This is a genomic window from Alteromonas sp. DY56-G5 (genome assembly GCF_041414725.1).
Classification (GTDB): domain Bacteria; phylum Pseudomonadota; class Gammaproteobacteria; order Enterobacterales; family Alteromonadaceae; genus Alteromonas; species Alteromonas macleodii.
The window spans coordinates 131609-150908 of sequence record NZ_JANHZQ010000003.1 but is presented as its reverse complement, the minus strand read 5'-3'; the positions used below and the strand labels follow the sequence as shown (position 1 = coordinate 150908).

14 protein-coding genes are annotated in these 19300 nt (G+C 45.4%); 7 read left to right on the top strand and 7 right to left on the bottom strand.

All coding sequences use genetic code 11. The annotated features are described in order from the left end of the window. Window positions 1-267: 267 nt before the first annotated feature. Window positions 268-870, top strand: coding sequence for a glycerol-3-phosphate 1-O-acyltransferase PlsY (gene plsY / locus NO989_RS02495; protein WP_014948270.1), 603 nt, complete (start codon window positions 268-270; stop codon window positions 868-870). Here plsY and NO989_RS02490 read toward each other — a convergent pair. Both NO989_RS02490 and tsaD read right to left on the bottom strand, forming a co-directional pair. Then, window positions 860-2176, bottom strand: a complete 1317-nt coding sequence (locus tag NO989_RS02490; RefSeq protein WP_278343793.1) for an ectonucleotide pyrophosphatase/phosphodiesterase — start codon at window positions 2174-2176, stop codon at window positions 860-862. The two genes, plsY and NO989_RS02490, sit on opposite strands and share 11 nt — an antisense overlap. A gap of 192 nt (window positions 2177-2368) precedes the next feature. After that, on the bottom strand, window positions 2369-3394 hold the full coding sequence (tsaD, locus tag NO989_RS02485; protein WP_039224515.1) for a tRNA (adenosine(37)-N6)-threonylcarbamoyltransferase complex transferase subunit TsaD: 1026 nt from the start codon (window positions 3392-3394) through the stop codon (window positions 2369-2371). Window positions 3395-3914: 520 nt separating this feature from the next. Here tsaD and rpsU point away from each other — a divergent pair. From rpsU to rpoD, 4 genes are all read left to right on the top strand, one after another. Further along, window positions 3915-4130: a 30S ribosomal protein S21 gene (gene rpsU / locus NO989_RS02480; RefSeq protein ID WP_012517258.1), complete on the top strand. Its 216-nt coding sequence runs from the start codon at window positions 3915-3917 to the stop codon at window positions 4128-4130. Between the two features lie 239 nt (window positions 4131-4369). Continuing rightward, window positions 4370-4816, top strand: coding sequence for a GatB/YqeY domain-containing protein (locus NO989_RS02475; protein WP_012517256.1), 447 nt, complete (start codon window positions 4370-4372; stop codon window positions 4814-4816). Between the two features lie 204 nt (window positions 4817-5020). Next, window positions 5021-6799 carry a DNA primase gene (dnaG, locus tag NO989_RS02470; RefSeq protein ID WP_049587032.1) on the top strand — a complete coding sequence of 593 codons (1779 nt, stop codon included), beginning with the start codon at window positions 5021-5023 and terminating at the stop codon, window positions 6797-6799. Window positions 6800-7280: 481 nt separating this feature from the next. Beyond that, on the top strand, window positions 7281-9113 hold the full coding sequence (gene rpoD / locus NO989_RS02465; protein ID WP_014948265.1) for an RNA polymerase sigma factor RpoD: 1833 nt from the start codon (window positions 7281-7283) through the stop codon (window positions 9111-9113). 166 nt (window positions 9114-9279) lie between these two features. On the opposite strand, the gene NO989_RS02460 is transcribed toward rpoD, so the two are convergent. The 5 genes from NO989_RS02460 to NO989_RS02440 form a co-directional block, all read right to left on the bottom strand. Beyond that, a complete protein-coding gene (locus tag NO989_RS02460) occupies window positions 9280-10899 on the bottom strand; it encodes a methyl-accepting chemotaxis protein (RefSeq protein WP_168533565.1) in 1620 nt (539 codons plus the stop codon). A 143-nt stretch (window positions 10900-11042) separates the two neighbouring features. Further along, entirely contained in the window at window positions 11043-12242 is a 1200-nt protein-coding gene (locus NO989_RS02455) for a topoisomerase IV (RefSeq protein WP_168533563.1), read from the bottom strand. 34 nt (window positions 12243-12276) lie between these two features. Continuing rightward, window positions 12277-12681 carry a phosphate ABC transporter substrate-binding protein gene (locus NO989_RS02450; protein ID WP_039224509.1) on the bottom strand — a complete coding sequence of 135 codons (405 nt, stop codon included), beginning with the start codon at window positions 12679-12681 and terminating at the stop codon, window positions 12277-12279. A gap of 531 nt (window positions 12682-13212) precedes the next feature. Further along, window positions 13213-16320 carry an efflux RND transporter permease subunit gene (locus tag NO989_RS02445; RefSeq protein ID WP_014978315.1) on the bottom strand — a complete coding sequence of 1036 codons (3108 nt, stop codon included), beginning with the start codon at window positions 16318-16320 and terminating at the stop codon, window positions 13213-13215. A 14-nt stretch (window positions 16321-16334) separates the two neighbouring features. Next, complete coding sequence (locus tag NO989_RS02440; RefSeq protein ID WP_014975679.1) at window positions 16335-17384, bottom strand: efflux RND transporter periplasmic adaptor subunit; 1050 nt, start codon at window positions 17382-17384, stop codon at window positions 16335-16337. Window positions 17385-17882: 498 nt separating this feature from the next. Between NO989_RS02440 and NO989_RS02435 the strand changes: the two genes are divergently transcribed. Together NO989_RS02435 and NO989_RS02430 are read left to right on the top strand one after the other, a co-directional pair. Continuing rightward, window positions 17883-18428, top strand: a complete 546-nt coding sequence (locus tag NO989_RS02435) for an NUDIX hydrolase (protein WP_278344413.1) — start codon at window positions 17883-17885, stop codon at window positions 18426-18428. A 65-nt stretch (window positions 18429-18493) separates the two neighbouring features. After that, window positions 18494-19261: a class II aldolase/adducin family protein gene (locus tag NO989_RS02430; protein ID WP_014948258.1), complete on the top strand. Its 768-nt coding sequence runs from the start codon at window positions 18494-18496 to the stop codon at window positions 19259-19261. Window positions 19262-19300 lie beyond the last annotated feature (39 nt).

Genomic DNA, 19300 nt, shown 5'->3' with positions numbered 1-19300 from the left:
TTGTCTGTTATCAAACCAGTTTATTGCCCTACTTTCCGGCTCCAATACTGGTCTTACTACTGCGCTTTCAACCACATATTGCTGGTAAACGGTGGTATATCGCGTTTGGATGGAGTAGCTTTACGCATGTGTGGCACAACTATACCGCTGTATGACAACTGGGGGCAACCAAGGTTTCACAATTTAATGCGACTAAAGCCCATTGAACTTGCACACACCAAATTTAACGTAATAAAAGGCAATATTTTTAATAATTAGAATGACAAAATGATTTCGCTAACTCTTTTGATGATCGCTGTTGCCTATCTTTTCGGTTCACTTTCAAGTGCTGTGGTTATAAGCCAGCTGTTTGGTTTACCAGACCCACGAACCGCCGGCTCTAAAAACCCAGGTGCTACCAATGTATATCGACTGGGCGGTCGTGTTCCAGCGCTCCTCGTGCTTGTCATGGATATACTAAAAGGCACTATTCCCGTTTACGGCAGTTACTTTCTGGGTATAGAGCCAATTATGTTAGGCGTCATTGCTATTTTCGCGTGCTTGGGGCATATCTTTCCGCTCTATTTTGGTTTCAAAGGTGGTAAAGCCGTCGCTACTGCGTTTGGCGCTATGCTGCCAATAGGGCTCGATTTAGCAGGTTTGCTTATTCTAAGCTGGGTAGTAGTGGTGTTTCTTACGGGCTATTCTTCATTGGGCGCGCTTATCGCAGTATCTCTTGCGCCGTTATTTACATTTTTGATAAAGCCTTTATATACCGTGCCCGTGGCAATGCTTTCGCTGCTTATCATTCTACGCCACAAAGACAACATTGCCCGACTTCTAGCGGGCAATGAAAGTAAAGTATGGGATAAGGGAAAAGTTAAAGAGTAAGCGCCTTTTCCAGCATATCTAGCTTACCGTCTATCGGCGTAACCGGTGCAATGCCAAGTATTTTGGCCAACGCAGGATAAACCTCCAGATTGCTAAACACAGGTAGGGTGGTATTCGTTTTAAACGCAGGTCCCACTGCAACAAACGTCGCCCCCATATCAGGCAGCGTGTTCATGTAGCCATGCCCACCTTTACTAACATGCATGCTGTTGGCGTTTTTAAAGCGTGCTGGCGGGGCTATCTCAATAATGATATCGCCGGTTCTATTTCCCGCTTCCATATGTCGCTCAGCGCGCTGGGTATCGTTAAGCACAATGTAACGGTTTTCGGCTATATGGGTAAGACGTTCTGTTTCTTCGGTGATTTGTTTATCGTTCACGCCCACTTTGGCGTAAAGATGAACTTGCGCTCCTTCATTTTCAATAATGAAGCTATCAGGTATAGATAAAGACTCAACTTCTATAAGCTGACTTTCATCAATGGGTGTCATGCCGTGGTCTGACACCACCACCAAGTTTACCGGCAAATCTAATGCATTAATGCGTTCATAAAGTTGACCAATAAGCGCATCCACTTCCTGCACCGCATCATTGGTTTTGTCGGCAAAAGGTCCTTCATCATGTCCAACCGAATCGGTAAGCGAGAAATAACCCGCAATAAAGCGAGGGCGCGACACCTCAGGCAGTTTCAACCAAGTTATAATTTGATCTACCCGCTGCTGGTAATCGGCGTATTTAGAGTAGTGATAGAAGTAGCTAGGCAAGGTACCTGATATGCGTGAATCAGACTCTGGCCAGAAGAAGGTAGCTGCCTTCATGCCATGATATTCCACTAAGTTCCATAGCGGCGTTGCCGTAATCCACGTGCTGTCCATGCCGCCATAACCTAGTTGATATTTTGCATAACCCTCTTTTGTAGGGCGGGATTTATCATAAAAACGGTTATTCACGATGCCGTGATGTTTAGGAAGCAGCCCAGTGATCAAAGAAATATGGTTGGGAAAGGTATTCGACGGATAAACAGGGGTCATAGACGAGGCTCTTACCCCCTGCTTTGCAATGGCGCCAAGTTGCTCCGCATTGTGTAACTCTATATAGTCGTGTCGAAATCCATCAAGAGAAATGAGCACGACATACTGATCTTGCTGCTCTTGCTTCGGGCCTTTTACAGAGTCATTCAAGGCTGCTTTGCTTGATGCAAATGCATTGGACGCGGTGAGCGCTGCAAAGGTAAGCGAAATAAATAACGACAATGCTAAATAGAATAGCGGTGCATTTTGTTTTGTTCCGTCTGTTGCTAAGCGCATGGTGTTTAACGTCCTTACTCAATGTTCATTTCAGTAAAACAAAAGGCAATGGAATGCGCTCCCATTGCCTTTTATTTATGCTTTTTTGTTTTACCTGCTTGCTATGCTCAATATTTCCCCAGTGAACTTAGGAAAGACATAGTAGCGTTTACAACGAGGTGTGGCGCCTAATTACCGGTTTTTTATGAATACCTAAATCGCCGATAAAGTATCAAGAGGCCAGCGCGGCTTGGCTTGTGAAGACAAGGCCAAGGTTTCCCCAGCTTTCAAACGCTGCATGCCCGCATAGGCAATCATGGCACCATTGTCTGTACAATACGCTAAGCTAGGATAAAACACCTCACCTTTTAGCTCTTGCATCAGGGCTTTCATCTCACTGCGCAACATTGTATTTGCACTTACGCCGCCAGCAATAACCAAACGCTTCATACCAGTCTGCTTTAATGCTCGCTTACATTTTATAATAAGCGTATCAACGACGGCTTCTTGAAACGCGTAGGCAATATTCGCTTTTATTTGCTCAGCATCACCACCGGTTAGGTCAGCATCGCGAATGGTGTTCGCCGCAAAGGTCTTTAAACCACTGAAACTGAAATCTAGTCCTGGTCTGTCGGTCATCGGGCGAGGAAACTTATAGTGTCCCGCTTCTCCCTTTTCAGCCAATCTTGCTAAAAGAGGGCCGCCTGGATAATCAAGGCCAAGTAACTTGGCGGTTTTATCAAAGGCTTCACCAGCGGCATCATCAATAGACTCACCAAGTACTTCATATTGACCAATGCCTTCGACTTTAACTAGCATTGAGTGGCCACCTGAAACCAATAAAGCAACGAAAGGAAATTCAGGAGCGTCGTCTTCAAGCATAGGCGCTAATAAATGCCCTTCCATATGATGAACGCCCACTGCTGGCACATTCCACGCGTAGGCCAATGAACGCCCGACAGACGAACCCACTAACAATGCGCCCACTAAACCGGGGCCTTGGGTAAAAGCAACGCCGTCGATCTCTGATGGTTGGGTGTTAGCGTCTTCCATAGCCTTTTCAATTAAAGGAATGATCTTTCTCACGTGGTCCCGTGACGCAAGTTCAGGCACAACACCACCGTAGTCTGCGTGCAGCTTTACTTGGCTATATAGTTCGTGCGACAGCAACCCTTTTTCATCGTCGTAAACGGCGATGCCAGTTTCGTCACAAGATGTTTCTATTCCTAAAATACGCATGGGGAGTAACCCTTTTACTACTAACTTCAATGCTTCGTTTTTGGATTTGCTGTCGTCTTTTTATCACAACACGTGTTCACACAATTGTTGAGAGCCATAATGACTAAGCAAATATCAAAAACTGAGAAAATAATTCTGGCGATCTGATGCGATCATCTTTATGATCCCGCCGCGATCATAACACTACCCTAGTCAGGATCATCTGATTCCACACTTTTGATCACCATTTTTCAAAAGGGAATTGAGCTAGAAAACATTCTGAAAAGGGCGCTTATACAAGCCGAGTTAAACAACACGGTGCTTAACGAGCGCAGAGTTTACCTTTAATCCTGCATTCATGGAATGCCAGTGAACAGGTAAATGAACGGTAAATGCACAATATTGGCTATTTTTTGGCAATTCATCCTTTACTTTCTCTGTAGATATGATTAGAATTTCGCACCATTTTTAACCCGGGTGGCCTTTTTAGCGCACAATTTTACCCGGATTTACACAGTAAAAGTTTTGAGGTGAGTGTTTAATGCCTATCGTTAAAGTTAGAGAAAACGAGCCGTTTGATGTGGCGCTGCGTCGTTTTAAGCGTTCTTGTGAAAAAGCAGGTGTTCTTTCTGAAGTTCGTCGTCGTGAATTCTTCGAAAAGCCAACTTGGGAACGCAAGCGCAAGAAAGCTGCCGCCAAGAAGCGTCATCTTAAGAAGCTAGCTCGTGAAAACGCACGTCGCGTAAAACTCTACTAATATAGGGTTAAGTAACGAGTCTGAAAGGTGTTGCAATTGCAGCACCTTTCGCGTTTCTGGGCCTCTATTTTTTGGCCTTATTCTTATCGACTCCATTTTTTCCTTTTCAAATGGTTGCATTTGATTTTCAACCTGGGGCTTAATAATACCAGTCCGCATAGATCATTATCTTCTGAGTGGGCAATGATCTATGCGGATTGATATAAGCTCAATCTACTAATAAAAAATCAGGAAACATCATGGCACTAATTGATGATTTAAAAGCAGCGCAAAAAGATGCGATGCGTGCAAAAGAAAAAGTACGTCTTGGTACTATTCGCATGGCAATGGCTGCCATTAAACAAAAAGAAATCGATGAACAAATTACGCTAGACGACAGCGCAATCTTAGCGGTACTGACCAAAATGGTTAAGCAGCGCCAAGACGCGGCTGCACAATATGACGCAGCAAACCGCGACGACCTAGCTAGCAAAGAGCGTGAAGAAATCACTTACATTGAAGATTTCTTACCTCAGCCTTTGACTGACGATGAGCTAAATGCACTTATCGACGAAACCATGGCTGCGACCGGAGCATCGGGTATGCAGGATATGGGTAAAGTCATGGGCGCCTTGAAACCTAAGGTTCAAGGCCGCACCGACATGGGTGCTTTGAGTGCAAAAATTAAGGCGCGCTTGAACGCTTAAACTCTGACCTTTCGTAAAAGAGAAGTGTGTAGAAGGTGTGCATTGTCACACCTTCATTGTTCTCATTTTTACACTTCCCTGTTAAAGTAGATTACTGTTTTCATAATGTTGTAGCCTGTCGCTTGAAGCGCAGTTACGACTTGTGCTTTTCTCATTCTTTTTGAACTAGATCTTTTTTAACTAACCCTTTTTGAAAGTACCCTCATGGCTGGAAAGATACCTCGCGATTTTATAGACGACCTGCTGTCACGTACCGATGTGGTAGAAGTGGTAGATAGCCGAGTTAAACTTAAAAAAGCAGGTAAAAACTACCAAGCGTGCTGCCCTTTTCATAACGAAAAGTCGCCATCTTTCACTGTTAGTCAAGACAAACAGTTTTACCACTGTTTCGGCTGTGGCGCTCACGGTAACGCTATCTCGTTTATTATGGAATTCGACCGCTTAGAATTTGTCGAGGCGATTGAAGAACTAGCCCGTTATCACGGGCTTGAAGTCCCCCGTGAAAAGGGCAGTCGCCCTGCCATGAGCGAAGAGAAAAAGCAGCAACAGCAAGACGATTACGCAGTCATGGAGCAAGTTGCACGCTTTTTCCAGCATCAGTTACGCCAAAATGGTAATAGCAAAAAAGCCATCGACTACTTGAAAAACCGTGGATTAAGCGGCGATATCGTTAAGCAATGGGAAATTGGCTACGCGCCAGACAGTTGGGACGCGTTGCTAAATACCTTTGGCAAAGATCCACAGCGCATCAAGCAACTGGTCGACTTAAAACTGGTCAATAAAAACGACCAAGGGCGTACCTACGACTTCTTCCGCGACCGCATTATGTTTCCTATCAGGGACAAACGGGGTCGTGTGGTGGGTTTCGGCGGCCGAGTATTAGATGACGGCGGCCCTAAATACTTAAACTCGCCAGAAACCCGCATTTTCCACAAAGGCAGTGAGCTCTTTGGCTTTTATTCTGCCAGACAAAAAAATCGTAGCCTGGATACCGTCGTTATTGTAGAAGGCTATATGGACGTAGTGGCGCTCAGTCAATTCGACATTAATATTGCTACTGCTGCGCTAGGTACAGCTACCACACCTGAACATATTCAAATGCTGGTTCGCGCTACGTCTCACATTGTATGCTGTTATGACGGTGACCGCGCAGGGCGTGAAGCTGCATGGCGCGCGTTAGAAAACGCCCTGCCCGCGTTAAAAGACGGCGTGCGTATTTCGTTTTTATTCTTACCCGACGGCGAGGATCCTGACACGATGGTGCGTCAGGTGGGGAAAGATGCGTTTATGGAAATGCTAGATGACGCTATGCCGTTATCCCGCTTCTTCTTTGAAAACTTATTAAAGACGCACAATGTGGGCACGCCAGAAGGTAAAATTGCCCTTAAGAAAGCGGCAATGCCGCTTATCGAAAGCACATTAGGTGATGATCAAAAGCAAATGCTGCTGGAAGAACTAGCCAAGCACACTGGCGAGTTCGATCGGTTTAAACTTCAGCAAGATATCACCAAAGCCAATCAAGGTTCGAAGCAAGCTTATTCTCCGAATCGCAATCAAGTAAACAAGCCTAAACTATCACCGCTTCGCATGCTGATACGCTTGCTGCTTGATAAACCTGAATTAGCCACACTATGTGAAGACGTTCAAATTGATATTTTTGCGGGCAGCAACGCTGCTGGCATGGATTTATTACGCGATGTGCATCGCTATTGCGTGAGTCACCCTCAAGCAAAAACCGCGCAGCTTGTTGAAAATTTCCGCGACCATCCCCATTCTTCTACTATCGCGAAATTATTGTTACAAGAACACTTGGTTAAAGACGAGGATGCTGAACGGGTTTACAACGACAGCTTCGCTCGCTTACTGGACGGGCATTTCGATAGCCGCATTGAAACCTTAATTTCACGCTCGCGGGTTCAGCCGCTGACACAGGCGGAAAAACAGGAATTGAACCTGCTTATGAGGGAAAGGCAGAAGAGTTAACCTTGGGCAAACTGACCTAGAGGTTAGCCTGTTCTTCTGTAGGCTTTTGCACAAGGCTTTTTTAAACACTTATGTTGGTGAGATTAAGTTAACAAGATTAGTTTAGCTAAAATACGCGCTGTCTGGAATACGCGCTGTTTTATAGCTTAAAAACACTGGCTAAAAAATCGGCCATCAATCTGGTAAAACCACCGTTTATTCTGCTATACTGGCTAATTCGCTGTGGGCACAGATAAACGTGTCTCATTCACTATAAAGTGAACAAAAATACAGCAGCACGAGTAGCAAAGATATAGCCGAACATAACGGGCAGATCCGAACCCGAGCAGATGTGCATCGCAACATAATGGTTTAGACCAGCGTGGCATCGAGCATTAACGGCCTTGATACAAAAGCAGTACTACAGCAGAACGGGGAACATACCTAGACGTATGTTGTCTTTTCTATTGCAAACTAATTGAATGTGAGAAGTGTAGGTTATATGGCGCAAAGCAAGCAGTCTCAGATTAAACTCCTGATTGCAAAAGGTAAAGAGCAAGGTTACTTAACCTTTGCAGAAGTAAACGACCACCTGCCGCAAGATATTGTCGATTCTGATCAAATCGAAGACATAATCCGCATGATTAACGACATGGGAATTCAAGTTTCTGAATCAGCTCCTGATGCAGACGAACTTCTCATGCAAGAAGCGAATGCTGATGAAGATGCTGCAGAAGCGGCAGCTCAGGCACTAGCTACTGTAGAAAGTGAAATTGGCCGTACGACTGACCCAGTTCGCATGTACATGCGTGAAATGGGTACGGTTGAACTTCTTACTCGTGAAGGCGAAATTGAAATCGCTAAACGAATTGAAGATGGTATCAACCAGGTACAATGTTCAGTTGCTGAATACCCAGAAGCTATCACTTATCTATTAGACCAGTGGGATCTTTACGAAGCAGAAGAAATTCGCTTGAGCGACATCATCTCTGGCTTTGTTGATCCTAACGATGAGCAAGACCTTGCTCCAACGGCTACTCACGTTGGTTCTGAATTATCTGAAGAAGAGTTAGATGATGAAGACGACGATGAAGATGATGACGATAGCGACGAAGACGATAGCGGTGTTGACCCAGAGTTAGCCCGCGAGCGTTTCACTGAGCTTCGTGAGCAATACCTTAAAACTCGTGAAGTTATCGAGAAGAAAGGCCGTGCTCATGCTGACTCTCGCACGCAAATCAATGCATTAAGCGATGTTTTCAAAGAATTCCGCCTAGTTCCAAAACAGTTCGATCGCATGGTTAAGAACATGCGTGAGATGATGGACAAAGTGCGTATTCAAGAGCGTCTAGTAATGAAGTTCTGCGTGGTTAACGCAAAAATGCCGAAGAAAGATTTCATCAAAGCATTTGCGGGCAACGAAACGTCTAATGCATGGTTACATGAAGCAGTTAAATCAGGTGCACCATACGCCGCTGACCTTGCTGTAAATCAGGAAGAAATTGAGCGCTGTATTAGCAAGATGAACCAAGTTGAACAGGAAACTGGCTTGGTGATCGCAGATATCAAAGACATCAACCGTCGCATGTCAATCGGTGAAGCGAAAGCACGCCGCGCGAAGAAAGAAATGGTTGAAGCTAACTTACGTCTTGTTATCTCAATTGCTAAGAAGTACACCAACCGCGGTCTTCAATTCCTAGACCTTATTCAAGAAGGTAACATTGGTCTAATGAAGGCGGTGGATAAGTTCGAATACCGTCGTGGTTATAAGTTCTCAACTTATGCAACCTGGTGGATTCGTCAGGCGATTACTCGCTCTATTGCTGACCAGGCGCGTACTATCCGTATCCCTGTTCACATGATTGAGACGATCAACAAGCTTAACCGTATCTCTCGTCAAATGCTTCAGGAAATGGGTCGTGAGCCTACTCCTGAAGAGTTGTCAGAGCGCATGCTAATGCCTGAAGACAAAATTCGTAAGGTACTTAAAATTGCTAAAGAGCCAATCTCGATGGAAACCCCTATCGGTGATGATGAAGATTCACATCTTGGCGACTTTATCGAGGACAGCACGATTATTCAGCCCCTCGACTCAGCAACTGGCGGTAGCTTGAAAGATGCAACGCAGGAAGTATTAGCAGGCCTAACAGCCCGTGAAGCAAAAGTACTTCGTATGCGCTTCGGTATCGACATGAATACTGACCACACCCTTGAAGAAGTAGGCAAGCAGTTTGACGTAACCCGTGAGCGTATTCGTCAAATTGAAGCGAAAGCACTTCGCAAACTTCGCCACCCTAGCCGTTCTGAGCAGCTACGCAGCTTCTTAGACGAATAGAAAAAGCATTGCTTTGACTAAAAATCCCCAGCCTTGGCTGGGGATTTTTTTATGCCTTCGTTTTATCCTAATTCCGCTTAACGCTAGTAACAATGACTTTTGAAATGTAATTGGCGCCTACAAAAAAGCCTCCTTGCGGAGGCCCTAAATAGCATTTGATAAGGTGTTATACTCTAAATTGCTTCGCAATTGACTCAAGGTGCTGCGCCAGGTCAGCAAGCTCATTACACATGCTGCCTAATTCACCTGAACGGCTCGCTGTTTGCTCGGTACGCTCATGAATTTCATCAACGTGACGAACTATGTCAACCGCTACAGTGCGCTGGTCTTCGGTATTGTGCGCAATTTGCTCGTTCATTTGGTTGATGCGCCCAATAGTACTGGTAATGGTTTCTAGACTGCTTCCCGCTTTATTAGCCGTCTCTACACTGCTAGTTGCTTGTTCGGTACCACGAGACATTACCTCTACCGCTGAGTGAGCAGCATTTTGAAGCTGTTCAATAGTACTTTGAATTTCTTCCGTAGACTGCTGTGTGCGCGATGCTAGCGTTCTCACTTCATCTGCGACTACCGCAAAGCCTCTACCCTGCTCACCCGCTCTTGCGGCTTCAATGGCGGCATTTAGTGCTAACAGGTTGGTTTGCTCTGCAATACCTTTTATCACATCCAGCACCGAGCCAACTTTATTAGAATCAGACTCTAAACGGGCTATAACGTCAGCGGTTTCGCGTACGTTCTCAGCAAGCTGCTGAATACTGGTAACGGTTTGCTGTACGATTTGACGTCCTTCACTGGCCGCTGTTGTCGCTTTGTTAGCGTCGCTTGCCGCCTGCGCTGCGCTATGTGCAACACCGTCAACAGAGCCACTCATCGTATCTACCGCACGCTTAGCATTGGTTGCGGACTTTTGCTGTACATCAATAGTGCGCTGAGTTTCTTCCGTTACACCGCGTAAGTTCTGCGCTAGGTTTGATAGCGGTAAACTCGCTTCTACCACATCACGCACTACGCCTTGCAGTTTGTCCATGAATTGGTTGAACCAATACACCAATTCGCCAATTTCATCTTCGCTTTTGGTTTCTATACGAACCGTTAGGTCACCGTTTTCTTGAGCAATATCTTTCAGGGAACGAACCACGTCATCAATACTTTGCTTAATGCCGCGAACAATAGGTACCGCGGTCCCAAACAACAATATAGTCACAACCACGGCTAAAATGACGCCTGTACTAATTAGCGAGGTATTGGCACTGTCTGTGTTTTTAAATGCTTCTTCAAATGCCGCCTGTTGAGCATCACGAAATTGAGACATCGCAGCGATGGCACCATCGTAAGACTGATTCATTTGGGCTGAGAGTTCGCCTAAACGACTGAAGTCGGCAGTGCCTTTGACCATAGACTGTGATACGTCGTAGGCAACATCGAAATAATTATCAAAGCCTGAGGAGATGCGGGAAATCTCACTACGAAACTCAGGGCTAATAGAAGCAATGTGGTTTAAGCCGCTTTTTGCTTCTTCGGCGAGCTCTTGCGCCATAGTAAGGGTGTCTTCATCACCAGTGGTCACTGCGCTCGCAAGGGTATCGCGAACCTTTTGCATATCAACCAAGGTCGATGCTGATAGTTGAAGGGCAGGAAATTGAACTTTCTGAACTTTTTCTAGCGTTGCACCATTATTGAGTGCGGTATAGACAGTGATAAGCAAGTAAATAATAAAACTTAGCGCTGCGATCCCCGGAATGAGGAAAATCTTTGTCGCAATTGGCATTTTTTTTAGAAAGTTCATCAGCTATCCCACTGTTTTTTATAATTGCTTAACTACGTTTCAGTTTCACCTGAAAAAACATCATATCTAATTTATCTACCCATTAGCTAAAATCTTTAATGAAATTATGGCCTCGCACCAAAATGCAAGGCCATAACGAGTAGTTAGAACGTATAGTTTACGCCTACTTTAAGCAGTGTTGCATCATTTAGATCGTTTAGATCATCTGAATACCAAGTCACGTCAGTTTTAAGTGCAAAACCTGGCTCAACGTCGTAACGAAGACCAACAGTAACTGCAGACACGTCTAGCTCCTGTTGAGCAGCAATACCTGCCGCAGTTTGGTAAATACCCGACGAGCCATTTGCGCCGTTCCACGTAGCATCTACCACGGCATCGCCTGTCGCAATCGTAGCTGGTAATGCAGCAATTAAACCTAGCTGAGTACCATTATCCGCTTCTTCAACTTCGTAAGTAATATGTGGTGTAAACTTGCCAAAGCGCATACCCGCCGTAACGTACCATGCTTTATTATCGGCAATAACAGAGCCATCAACTTCTGTTTGGGTAAATTCTGCACCCACAAACCAATCGTACTTATCGATATCAACAGCCACTTCAAAGAAGGTACCTGTATCTTCGTTAACACTCAGGCCTTCAGCGGCTAAAGACGCCGCAGGAATAAAGGCACCATATTGATTTAAACCACCAACAAATGTGTCAAAGTCAGCATTCGCAGCACTTGTTTTAGCACGTGCAAGCAAAGTACGCGCACTGAACCAATCTCGTGTTGCTTCAAATGAAACAGCGACCACGTTTTCCAATTCTAACGCAGCAGGTGTTCCTGAAATGGTGGTATCAGCCTCAGTACGACCAACGGTAAACTGTGCACCATATTCCCAGTCACCTGAGTAGTTCATGTAGTCAACACGAACACCGTCAATGTTGTTGAAGTCAATGCCGTATACAGCATCTGGTGGTGTAAGCCAGTGATACGAGTAACCGATATCTAATGAAGCAGAATACTTAAATAAAGGCATGCGAAGACGGCCTGCACTGATGTTGAAGTTGTTGTTCAACATATAGGTCATGTACGCCCATTCAAAATCGGCGTCGTAATCTTCGCTACCACGACCAACCAGCTGGGCGGTCGCAGAGAGCTTATCGCTAACATCACCACGAACCTGAAGGCCAAATACACTTGCAGGGTCGAAGTTAAAGTCGCTGTCGTAATCGTATACTGACTCGTCATCGTCTAGTGTCATACCACCAATAAGGTTTGCAAAGCCGTTGATTTGAATATCAGCCAGTGCCGGAGTAGCTAACAGGCCAGCCATAGATAAGATAGCAAGTTTGGTTTTCATGCGTGTTCCTTAAATTCTTTGTATAAACGGTCAGTTAAAAGGTAGCGACTACTCGTACGCTGTCGTTAACAGCGCCAGCGTCGACGTAACCAATTGCGCCAGGGTTTCCGGCTACAGCAGATACAACTTCTGCATCGCTACCCAGAGCTTTTGGTGGTTGACCTTTACCGGTAAATACTAGTTTTGACCAAAACGCGGTTAATTGTGCTGCGGTTTTGTTTAATACCTTGCCGTTAAATTCATCAGTGGCAGATTGGCCTTCAGCTAACGCAACTGGCTCGGCTTGCGTACCACTTGGAAACGCCTTTGCTTTATTTAGAAATAAACGGCTAATACTATCTTTGTCGAGGGTGTCAGCGTTACTTGGATGAACAATAACTGCTACATCGGCAAAAGCTACGTTACAGCACAATCCTGCTGCAAGTATCCATTTCTTCATGATATGTCCTCTAGAGTCTGTTGAATGCTTGCTCTTCGCTTTTAACTTTCTTGCTAACCCGTTTGCACGGAAAGTGGAGCTTTTAAACGGCTTGAGACAAACATGTGCGTGTGTGCTCATACTCATACAACGGGGTAAGTATTGGTCACAATTGCCATATTCGCCAATTTGAGCGTGAAAATTTTAGCATTTAAAAATTAATGACTTATACAAGCGTTTGATTTTGGCGTGAAGTGTAGAAGAAGTTGTAAGTTAAGCAACTATACAAATGTCTAATACATTCCTTTATGCATTATGACCACAAATAAGAATTTATGATGAGAGCAGTGAAAAGAAAATTATTTTATCTTTTTCAGTAAGTTAAGGGGTTTCACCACAAAACACTTAGTGATAAGCGCTGATATTTACGTATGTAAAAACATACGGAAAGATAACCCTTATAGCCCCTTCCTGTATATTTTTTTAATCAGCCCTTGTTGAGCGTGTATTAACGAAAATAAAGGCTAAGCGGGCTTTACCCCGCTATAATGGTTACGATTCGCCTTTTTTATAAGGGATCGACTGCTCCAGCTTCTCTATCTCCATTGTTCGTTGAAGTGGAGAACCGGTGTTTCTTGCCAGCCAGCTATAAGCGGTGGGAACAACATAAAGTGTCATGAAGGCAGAAACGAGAACACCAGAGAAAATGACCATGCCTATAACCATTCTGCTTTCTGCTCCTGGTCCAGACGCGAGTACAAGTGGTAAGGAGCTAAATACCGTAGTGAAGCCCGTCATTACGATAGGACGTAGGCGCTGCGCGGCTGCGCGTTTAAGCGCATATTCAAACTCCATACCGGCATCCCGTAGTTGGTTTGCAAACTCGACAATAAGAATACCGTTTTTTGCGGCAAGTCCAATTAGCATAACCAAACCAATTTGACTGTATATATTGATCGTCATATCGCTAAAGAATAGCCCGATATAGGCTCCAACAAGCGCCAGCGGCACGGTCAGCATGATGACTAGCGGGTGCACCCAGCTTTCAAATTGCGCAGCCAATATTAAGTAAGTGACAGCGAGTGCCAGCATAAATACATATACAAATGAATTACCCGCTTCCTGATACAGCTGTGACTCGCCTTTGTAATCTATTGATACATTGTCAGGCAGTTCTGTACTTACAATGTTTTCTAAATATTCAAGTGCCTGCCCTAGCGTATAACCGTCCGCCAAGTTGGCAGAAATAGTGACAGCACGCATTCTGTTGTAGCGATTTAACTGTGCTGACGTGGCTTGCTCTTCAAACGTGAGTAAATTATCCATAGGAATGAGCTCGCCAGTGCGGGATGAGCGCACGTACAAATTTTCTATGCTGTTAGGGCTTCGAAAATCTTCCTCTATACCTTCCATGATGACATCGTATTCTTCGCCCCTATCAAGGAATGTTGACACCCTACGCTGACCCAGCATCACTTCCAGTGTGCCGCCAATATCACTAATTGATACCCCAAGATCAGCGGCCCTGTCGCGGTTAATATTCACCAATAGCTGTGGTGAGGTTTCTTTATAATCGGAGTCTAGTCGAATGAGCCTTGGGTTCTGCGCTGCCTTTTGTAGAACAATGTCTCGCCATTCAACCAGATTTTCGTAGGTATCGCCTTGTAAGACGAACTGAACAGGACGGCCGAGGCCTCCTCCAGAAATCCCGCTGCGCATGATGGCAAAAGCACGAACGTCAGGCACGCTGTTAAGTTTGGCGCTGATTTCATCCATGAGCGAAAATGTACTGAAATCTCGCTCATCCCAGTCTGCAGACCCCACAATTGCGATACCCGCATTACCGCCGAAACCAGGTGTTCTAACCAAAAGGCGATTAATTTTCCCACTCTCGCGGTAAGGCATTAAGATACTCTCAATTTTTTCGAGATTCTTTGCGTTACTTTCGAAACTAGCCCCTTCCTGCGCGTTCATCAAAATGAAGAAATTGCCTCTGTCTTCTTTGGGAACGAACTCGCTAGGCACTTTTTCAGAAAGCTGTACCAATGCAACGATAGCAATAGCAAGCATAAGCAGCATCAAAATAGGCTGATGCAACGTTTTACCTAGCGTATTGAAGTAGCCGTTCTCAAGTTTAGAGAACTGCTTGTCCATCCAACTTCCAAAGCCAGACGACCGCGTTCTTTTTTTAAGAATTTTCGAGGCCATCATGGGCGACAACGTAAGTGCGGTAAAGCTTGAAAACGCTACCGCAGCAGCTATGGCCAATGCGAACTCCGTAAATAGCCTTCCAATGTTGCCCTCAAGGAAAACCAACGGTACAAACACAGAGATAAGCACCAGCGTTGTTGCAATAACTGCAAACCCAACTTCTTTAGCGCCGCGGTAGGCGGCCAAAATAGGGGGTTCGCCCATTTCTATGCGTCGGTAGATGTTCTCAAGCACAACTATGGCGTCATCCACCACCAAACCGATGGCTAGCACCATAGCAAGCAGGGTAAGAAGGTTGATCGAAAACCCCAGTGCATACATCACGATAAAAGCGGCAATAATAGAGACGGGTACGGTCACTGCCGGAATCAACGTGGCGCGAATATTACCTAGGAAAAGGTAAATAACGATCACCACCATTAGCATCGCTATACCTAAAGTCTCATATACTTCATCAATCGACGCCTCAATAAATACCGACGAATCATAGCTGGGTACAATAAAAATATTATCAGGAAGGGTGGCTTCTATTCTTTCAATTTGCGCTTTCGCTGCACGGGCAACGTCTAAGGTGTTGGCTTTGGACTGCTTAATAATACCGAGTCCAATCATATTGACGCCATCACCACGAAACTCGGTTTCGTCATCTTCGGCGGTTAACTCAACATGGGCTATTTCGCCAAGCCGCACAAGATAGCCGTTGTCGCCTATCGCAACTGTCAGCGCGGCAAAGTCGTCAGGTGTAAGAAAGGTTCGCGCAACCCGTACTTCAAAGTTACGGTCAGTACTTTCCACTTCCCCTGCCGGCAATTCCACATTCTCGGCGCGAATGACTTGCTCTACATCGTTTACCGTAATACCTCTTGCCGCCATTGCATTGCGGTCTAAGAACACTTTCATGGCATAGCGCCTGCCTCCCCCAATTTGAACTCGGGCGACACCATCGACAATTGAAAGCCTATCCACTAATACGCGCTCGGCGTAGTCAGTTAGCTCCATGGTATTTAGGTTTGTGCTTCGCAAGTTGTACCATACCACGGCACTTTCATCGGAATTTGCTTTAGACACCTCTGGAGGATCAGCTTGGTCAGGCAAGTTATTGAGTGCGCGACTTACTCGCTCGCGCACGTCATTCGCGGCAGCATCAATGTCACGAGAGAGCTTAAATTCAATGGTAATGTCTGAACGACCATTACGAGAGGTCGAGGTAACGTTTTTTATCCCCTCAATACCCGATATTCTATCTTCCAATAGCTGGGTGATCCGAGTCTCAACAATATTAGCCGATGCCCCTGTGTAGGTCGTACTCACCGAGACAATCGGTGGGTCGATATCAGGGTATTCACGCAAACTCAACATGGTAAAAGCGACAATACCGAAAATGATCAGCAGTAAATTAATAACCGTTGCGAAAACAGGGCGCTTTACAGAAACGTCTGACAATAACATGACGATATGCTCCCTTAGCGGTTTAACACATTAACCGGAGATTGGTCGCGTACCCGAAGCGTGCCTTCGGTAATGACCTCATCGCCTTCGTTTAACCCACTAACAATTTGTACCAGCCCGGGACGACGCTCACCAATTACCACTTCAGTTTGATGTGCAACGTTATCTTTAACGACATACACATACTGCTTGTCTTGAACGGGAACCAGCGCCTTTTCCGGCAATACCAAAGTATTCAGCACGCGCTTTTCAACAATTACGGTAAGCAGCATACCTGGGCGTAGACGATTATCTTGGTTGTCTATCGTCGCACGTACCCGAATAGAGCGGCTAATCGGGTCGAGTCGCGTGTCAATGTTAGAGATTTTCCCTGTAAACTCTTCTCCGGGGTAAGCCACCGAGGATGCACTTAATGCCTGCCCTTTAGCCACGCTTGCAAGATGGTTTTCAGCGATACTGAAATCGACCTTAATTAGACTGATGTCATCTAAAGTAGTGATAGTGTCACCAGGTTGCACCAAAGAGCCGATACTGATTTCGCGATTACCTAGTAGTCCGCTAAATGGCGCGCGTATCTGCAAGTCGTTTAGCTGAGCTAGCGCAATATCTAGCTGAGCTTGTAAGGCTTTAACCCGTGCTTGCTGCTCGTCAAGAAGTTGTTCAGAGGTAGCGTTTGACTGACGCAAGTCAGAAATTCGCGTGAACTGGCGTTTGGCCTCATCAATATTCGCCTTAAGTTCCTCTACCCTGGCGCGTTCTTCCGTATTGTTTAGCTGAACCAGTAACTCGCCTTCGGTGGCTTTATCGCCGTCTTCAAAATTAATCGTTTTTACGGTATCGGTGACTTGTGCGGTAATATTCACCGACTCGTTGGCGGTAGCAGTACCTAATGACTCAATAGTAATGGGGAATGCCTGTGATGATACCAAGGCTGTTTTTACCGGCGTCGCCCGCACGCTACTATTACTCGCGCTCTCTTCTTCGGGCATATTCAAATACACTACAACACCTGCAAGTAGTACTACGCCAAGCAACAAAGGCGATAAAGATAATCGTGAAGACATAACCTTTCCTATAGGTAAAAAAGTATCCCATCACGTATTTTTCAAAACGTTTAGGATACTCAAGTACACAAAATCCGCTTACGATTCTTCGCAAGCGCCGCTATACGTTAAGATTGTGTACTGCGTTATTATTTTTATACCAATCCGCATAGATCATTGCCCTCTCAGAAGGCGCTGGCAAGTTTCCTAGCGAAGCGTGGGAAGGCAGGAATGGTGTTCCCTTTCAAATTCCCAGAATGAAGCTAGGAAGCATGCCAGACCTTCCCGAAGGGCGAGTTTAAAATGTCCGTACTCTTTGTTGTGTCACCTTGATGTAGAGCCACTACACCTGCGGTAACACGCCGCGATTCCGAACATTTTAAATCTCGCTGAGTGGGTAATGATCTACGCGGACTGGTATTAGTTGTGTTATTTTTATTTTTGCGTAGAGTCTGTCATTTAATATTGATTATTTTTAAAACAATCACAAACAGCTTCTAGAGTATTTTACCCAAATCGATGGCCATCTTATTTCGCTTATCAGCTATATTCGCTGTTTTAACGCTTTTCGCATGTTCACAGTCTTCACCCAACGCGCCGGTTTGTCGCGTTTCCGATAGGCTTTTATCTCAACAAAACCAAGTTGGAGAAAACAGTCCAGCCCCTTTGATTGCTGCCGCGTGCCTAGTCAAAACAAATAACAAGGTACTGTTAGTAGAACACCGTCTTTCAGGTAAATTGGATTTTCCTGGTGGAGGGTTGCTTGAACATGAGTCGGTCGCCTGTACTGCACACAGAGAAACGTGGGAAGAAACTGGGTTCAATGTTGAAGTTACCCAATATTTATCCACCACACCTAATGGATTGGCTATATTTGGTTGTGATTTAGATGCTGGTATTGAGACCCTTCCAGACGCCTTCGATGCGCCTCCTTGGGCCAAATTAGAGATAAAAAAACTCGTTAAAGCCGACCCCTTTACCCTTGACCACGACGCAATGCGTTTCGCTGACGATCTTATTCCCTTGCGCGATGGCTACACCCAATTCGATATAACGCAGCACTGACAAAGCATTGTTCATTGTTGCGGGTATTGGTAAATTGTCACCATGAAAAGAATAGGAGAAGTGGCTTGTTTTCACTGCCAACCTTAAGCCTTAAAGGCAAAGTATCTGAACAAGAATGGCAAACTCGTGTCGATTTAGCAGCATGCTATCGGTTAGTGGCAGATATGCGATGGGGCGACCTTATTTACACGCATATCTCAGCTAAGGTACCGGGCACTGATCATTACTTGGTTAACGCCTTTGGCCTGACGTTTGACGAGGTTACCGCCTCTAACCTGGTTAAGGTCGATTTAGAGGGTAACATCCTTGACGATACACCTTACGGCATAAACCCCGCTGGCTTCACCATTCACAGTGCTATCCACGAAGTGCGCCACGATGCCCAATGCGTTATTCACCTGCATACACTAGCCACAATCTCAGTCGCATCTGTCAAAGGCGGGCTTAAGCCCTGGAGCCAGTATTCAATGTTTTCGCTACCTTCACTTTCTTATCACAGCTACGAAGGTTTAGCCGTTGATGATAGTGAAAAGAAACGTTTGCAGGACGACCTTGGCGACACTAATCACATGCTTTTGCCTAATCACGGCGGTCTAACCCTTGGTCCCACCGTTGGCGACGCCTTTATGCGCTTTTACGATTTGCAGCGTGCGTGCGAAATTCAGCTTGCCCTGATGCAGTCTAATGAAGAGGTTATCGAGATACCGCAAAGCATTATTGATGGCATATACGCACAGGCTAATGTGGTTCACAGCGGCGAAACAGGCGGCCAAAAAGCATGGCCTGCCATGCTTCGCAAAGCTTACAAACTAGACCCGGGCTTCTGCGAATAATTTAGCTTAGCCAGCTAAACGCCAACTTATTTCAAACAG

Coding starts and splice junctions, on each gene's coding strand:
- NO989_RS02440 (WP_014975679.1), bottom strand. CDS start 17,384: ATGTCTTCACGATTATCTTTATCGCCTTTGTTGCTTGGCGTAGTACTA.
- rpoD (WP_014948265.1), top strand. CDS start 7,281: ATGGCGCAAAGCAAGCAGTCTCAGATTAAACTCCTGATTGCAAAAGGT.
- NO989_RS02460 (WP_168533565.1), bottom strand. CDS start 10,899: ATGAACTTTCTAAAAAAAATGCCAATTGCGACAAAGATTTTCCTCATT.
- NO989_RS02475 (WP_012517256.1), top strand. CDS start 4,370: ATGGCACTAATTGATGATTTAAAAGCAGCGCAAAAAGATGCGATGCGT.
- NO989_RS02455 (WP_168533563.1), bottom strand. CDS start 12,242: ATGAAAACCAAACTTGCTATCTTATCTATGGCTGGCCTGTTAGCTACT.
- NO989_RS02445 (WP_014978315.1), bottom strand. CDS start 16,320: ATGTTATTGTCAGACGTTTCTGTAAAGCGCCCTGTTTTCGCAACGGTT.
- plsY (WP_014948270.1), top strand. CDS start 268: ATGATTTCGCTAACTCTTTTGATGATCGCTGTTGCCTATCTTTTCGGT.
- NO989_RS02490 (WP_278343793.1), bottom strand. CDS start 2,176: ATGCGCTTAGCAACAGACGGAACAAAACAAAATGCACCGCTATTCTAT.
- rpsU (WP_012517258.1), top strand. CDS start 3,915: ATGCCTATCGTTAAAGTTAGAGAAAACGAGCCGTTTGATGTGGCGCTG.
- dnaG (WP_049587032.1), top strand. CDS start 5,021: ATGGCTGGAAAGATACCTCGCGATTTTATAGACGACCTGCTGTCACGT.
- tsaD (WP_039224515.1), bottom strand. CDS start 3,394: ATGCGTATTTTAGGAATAGAAACATCTTGTGACGAAACTGGCATCGCC.
- NO989_RS02450 (WP_039224509.1), bottom strand. CDS start 12,681: ATGAAGAAATGGATACTTGCAGCAGGATTGTGCTGTAACGTAGCTTTT.
- NO989_RS02435 (WP_278344413.1), top strand. CDS start 17,883: ATGGCCATCTTATTTCGCTTATCAGCTATATTCGCTGTTTTAACGCTT.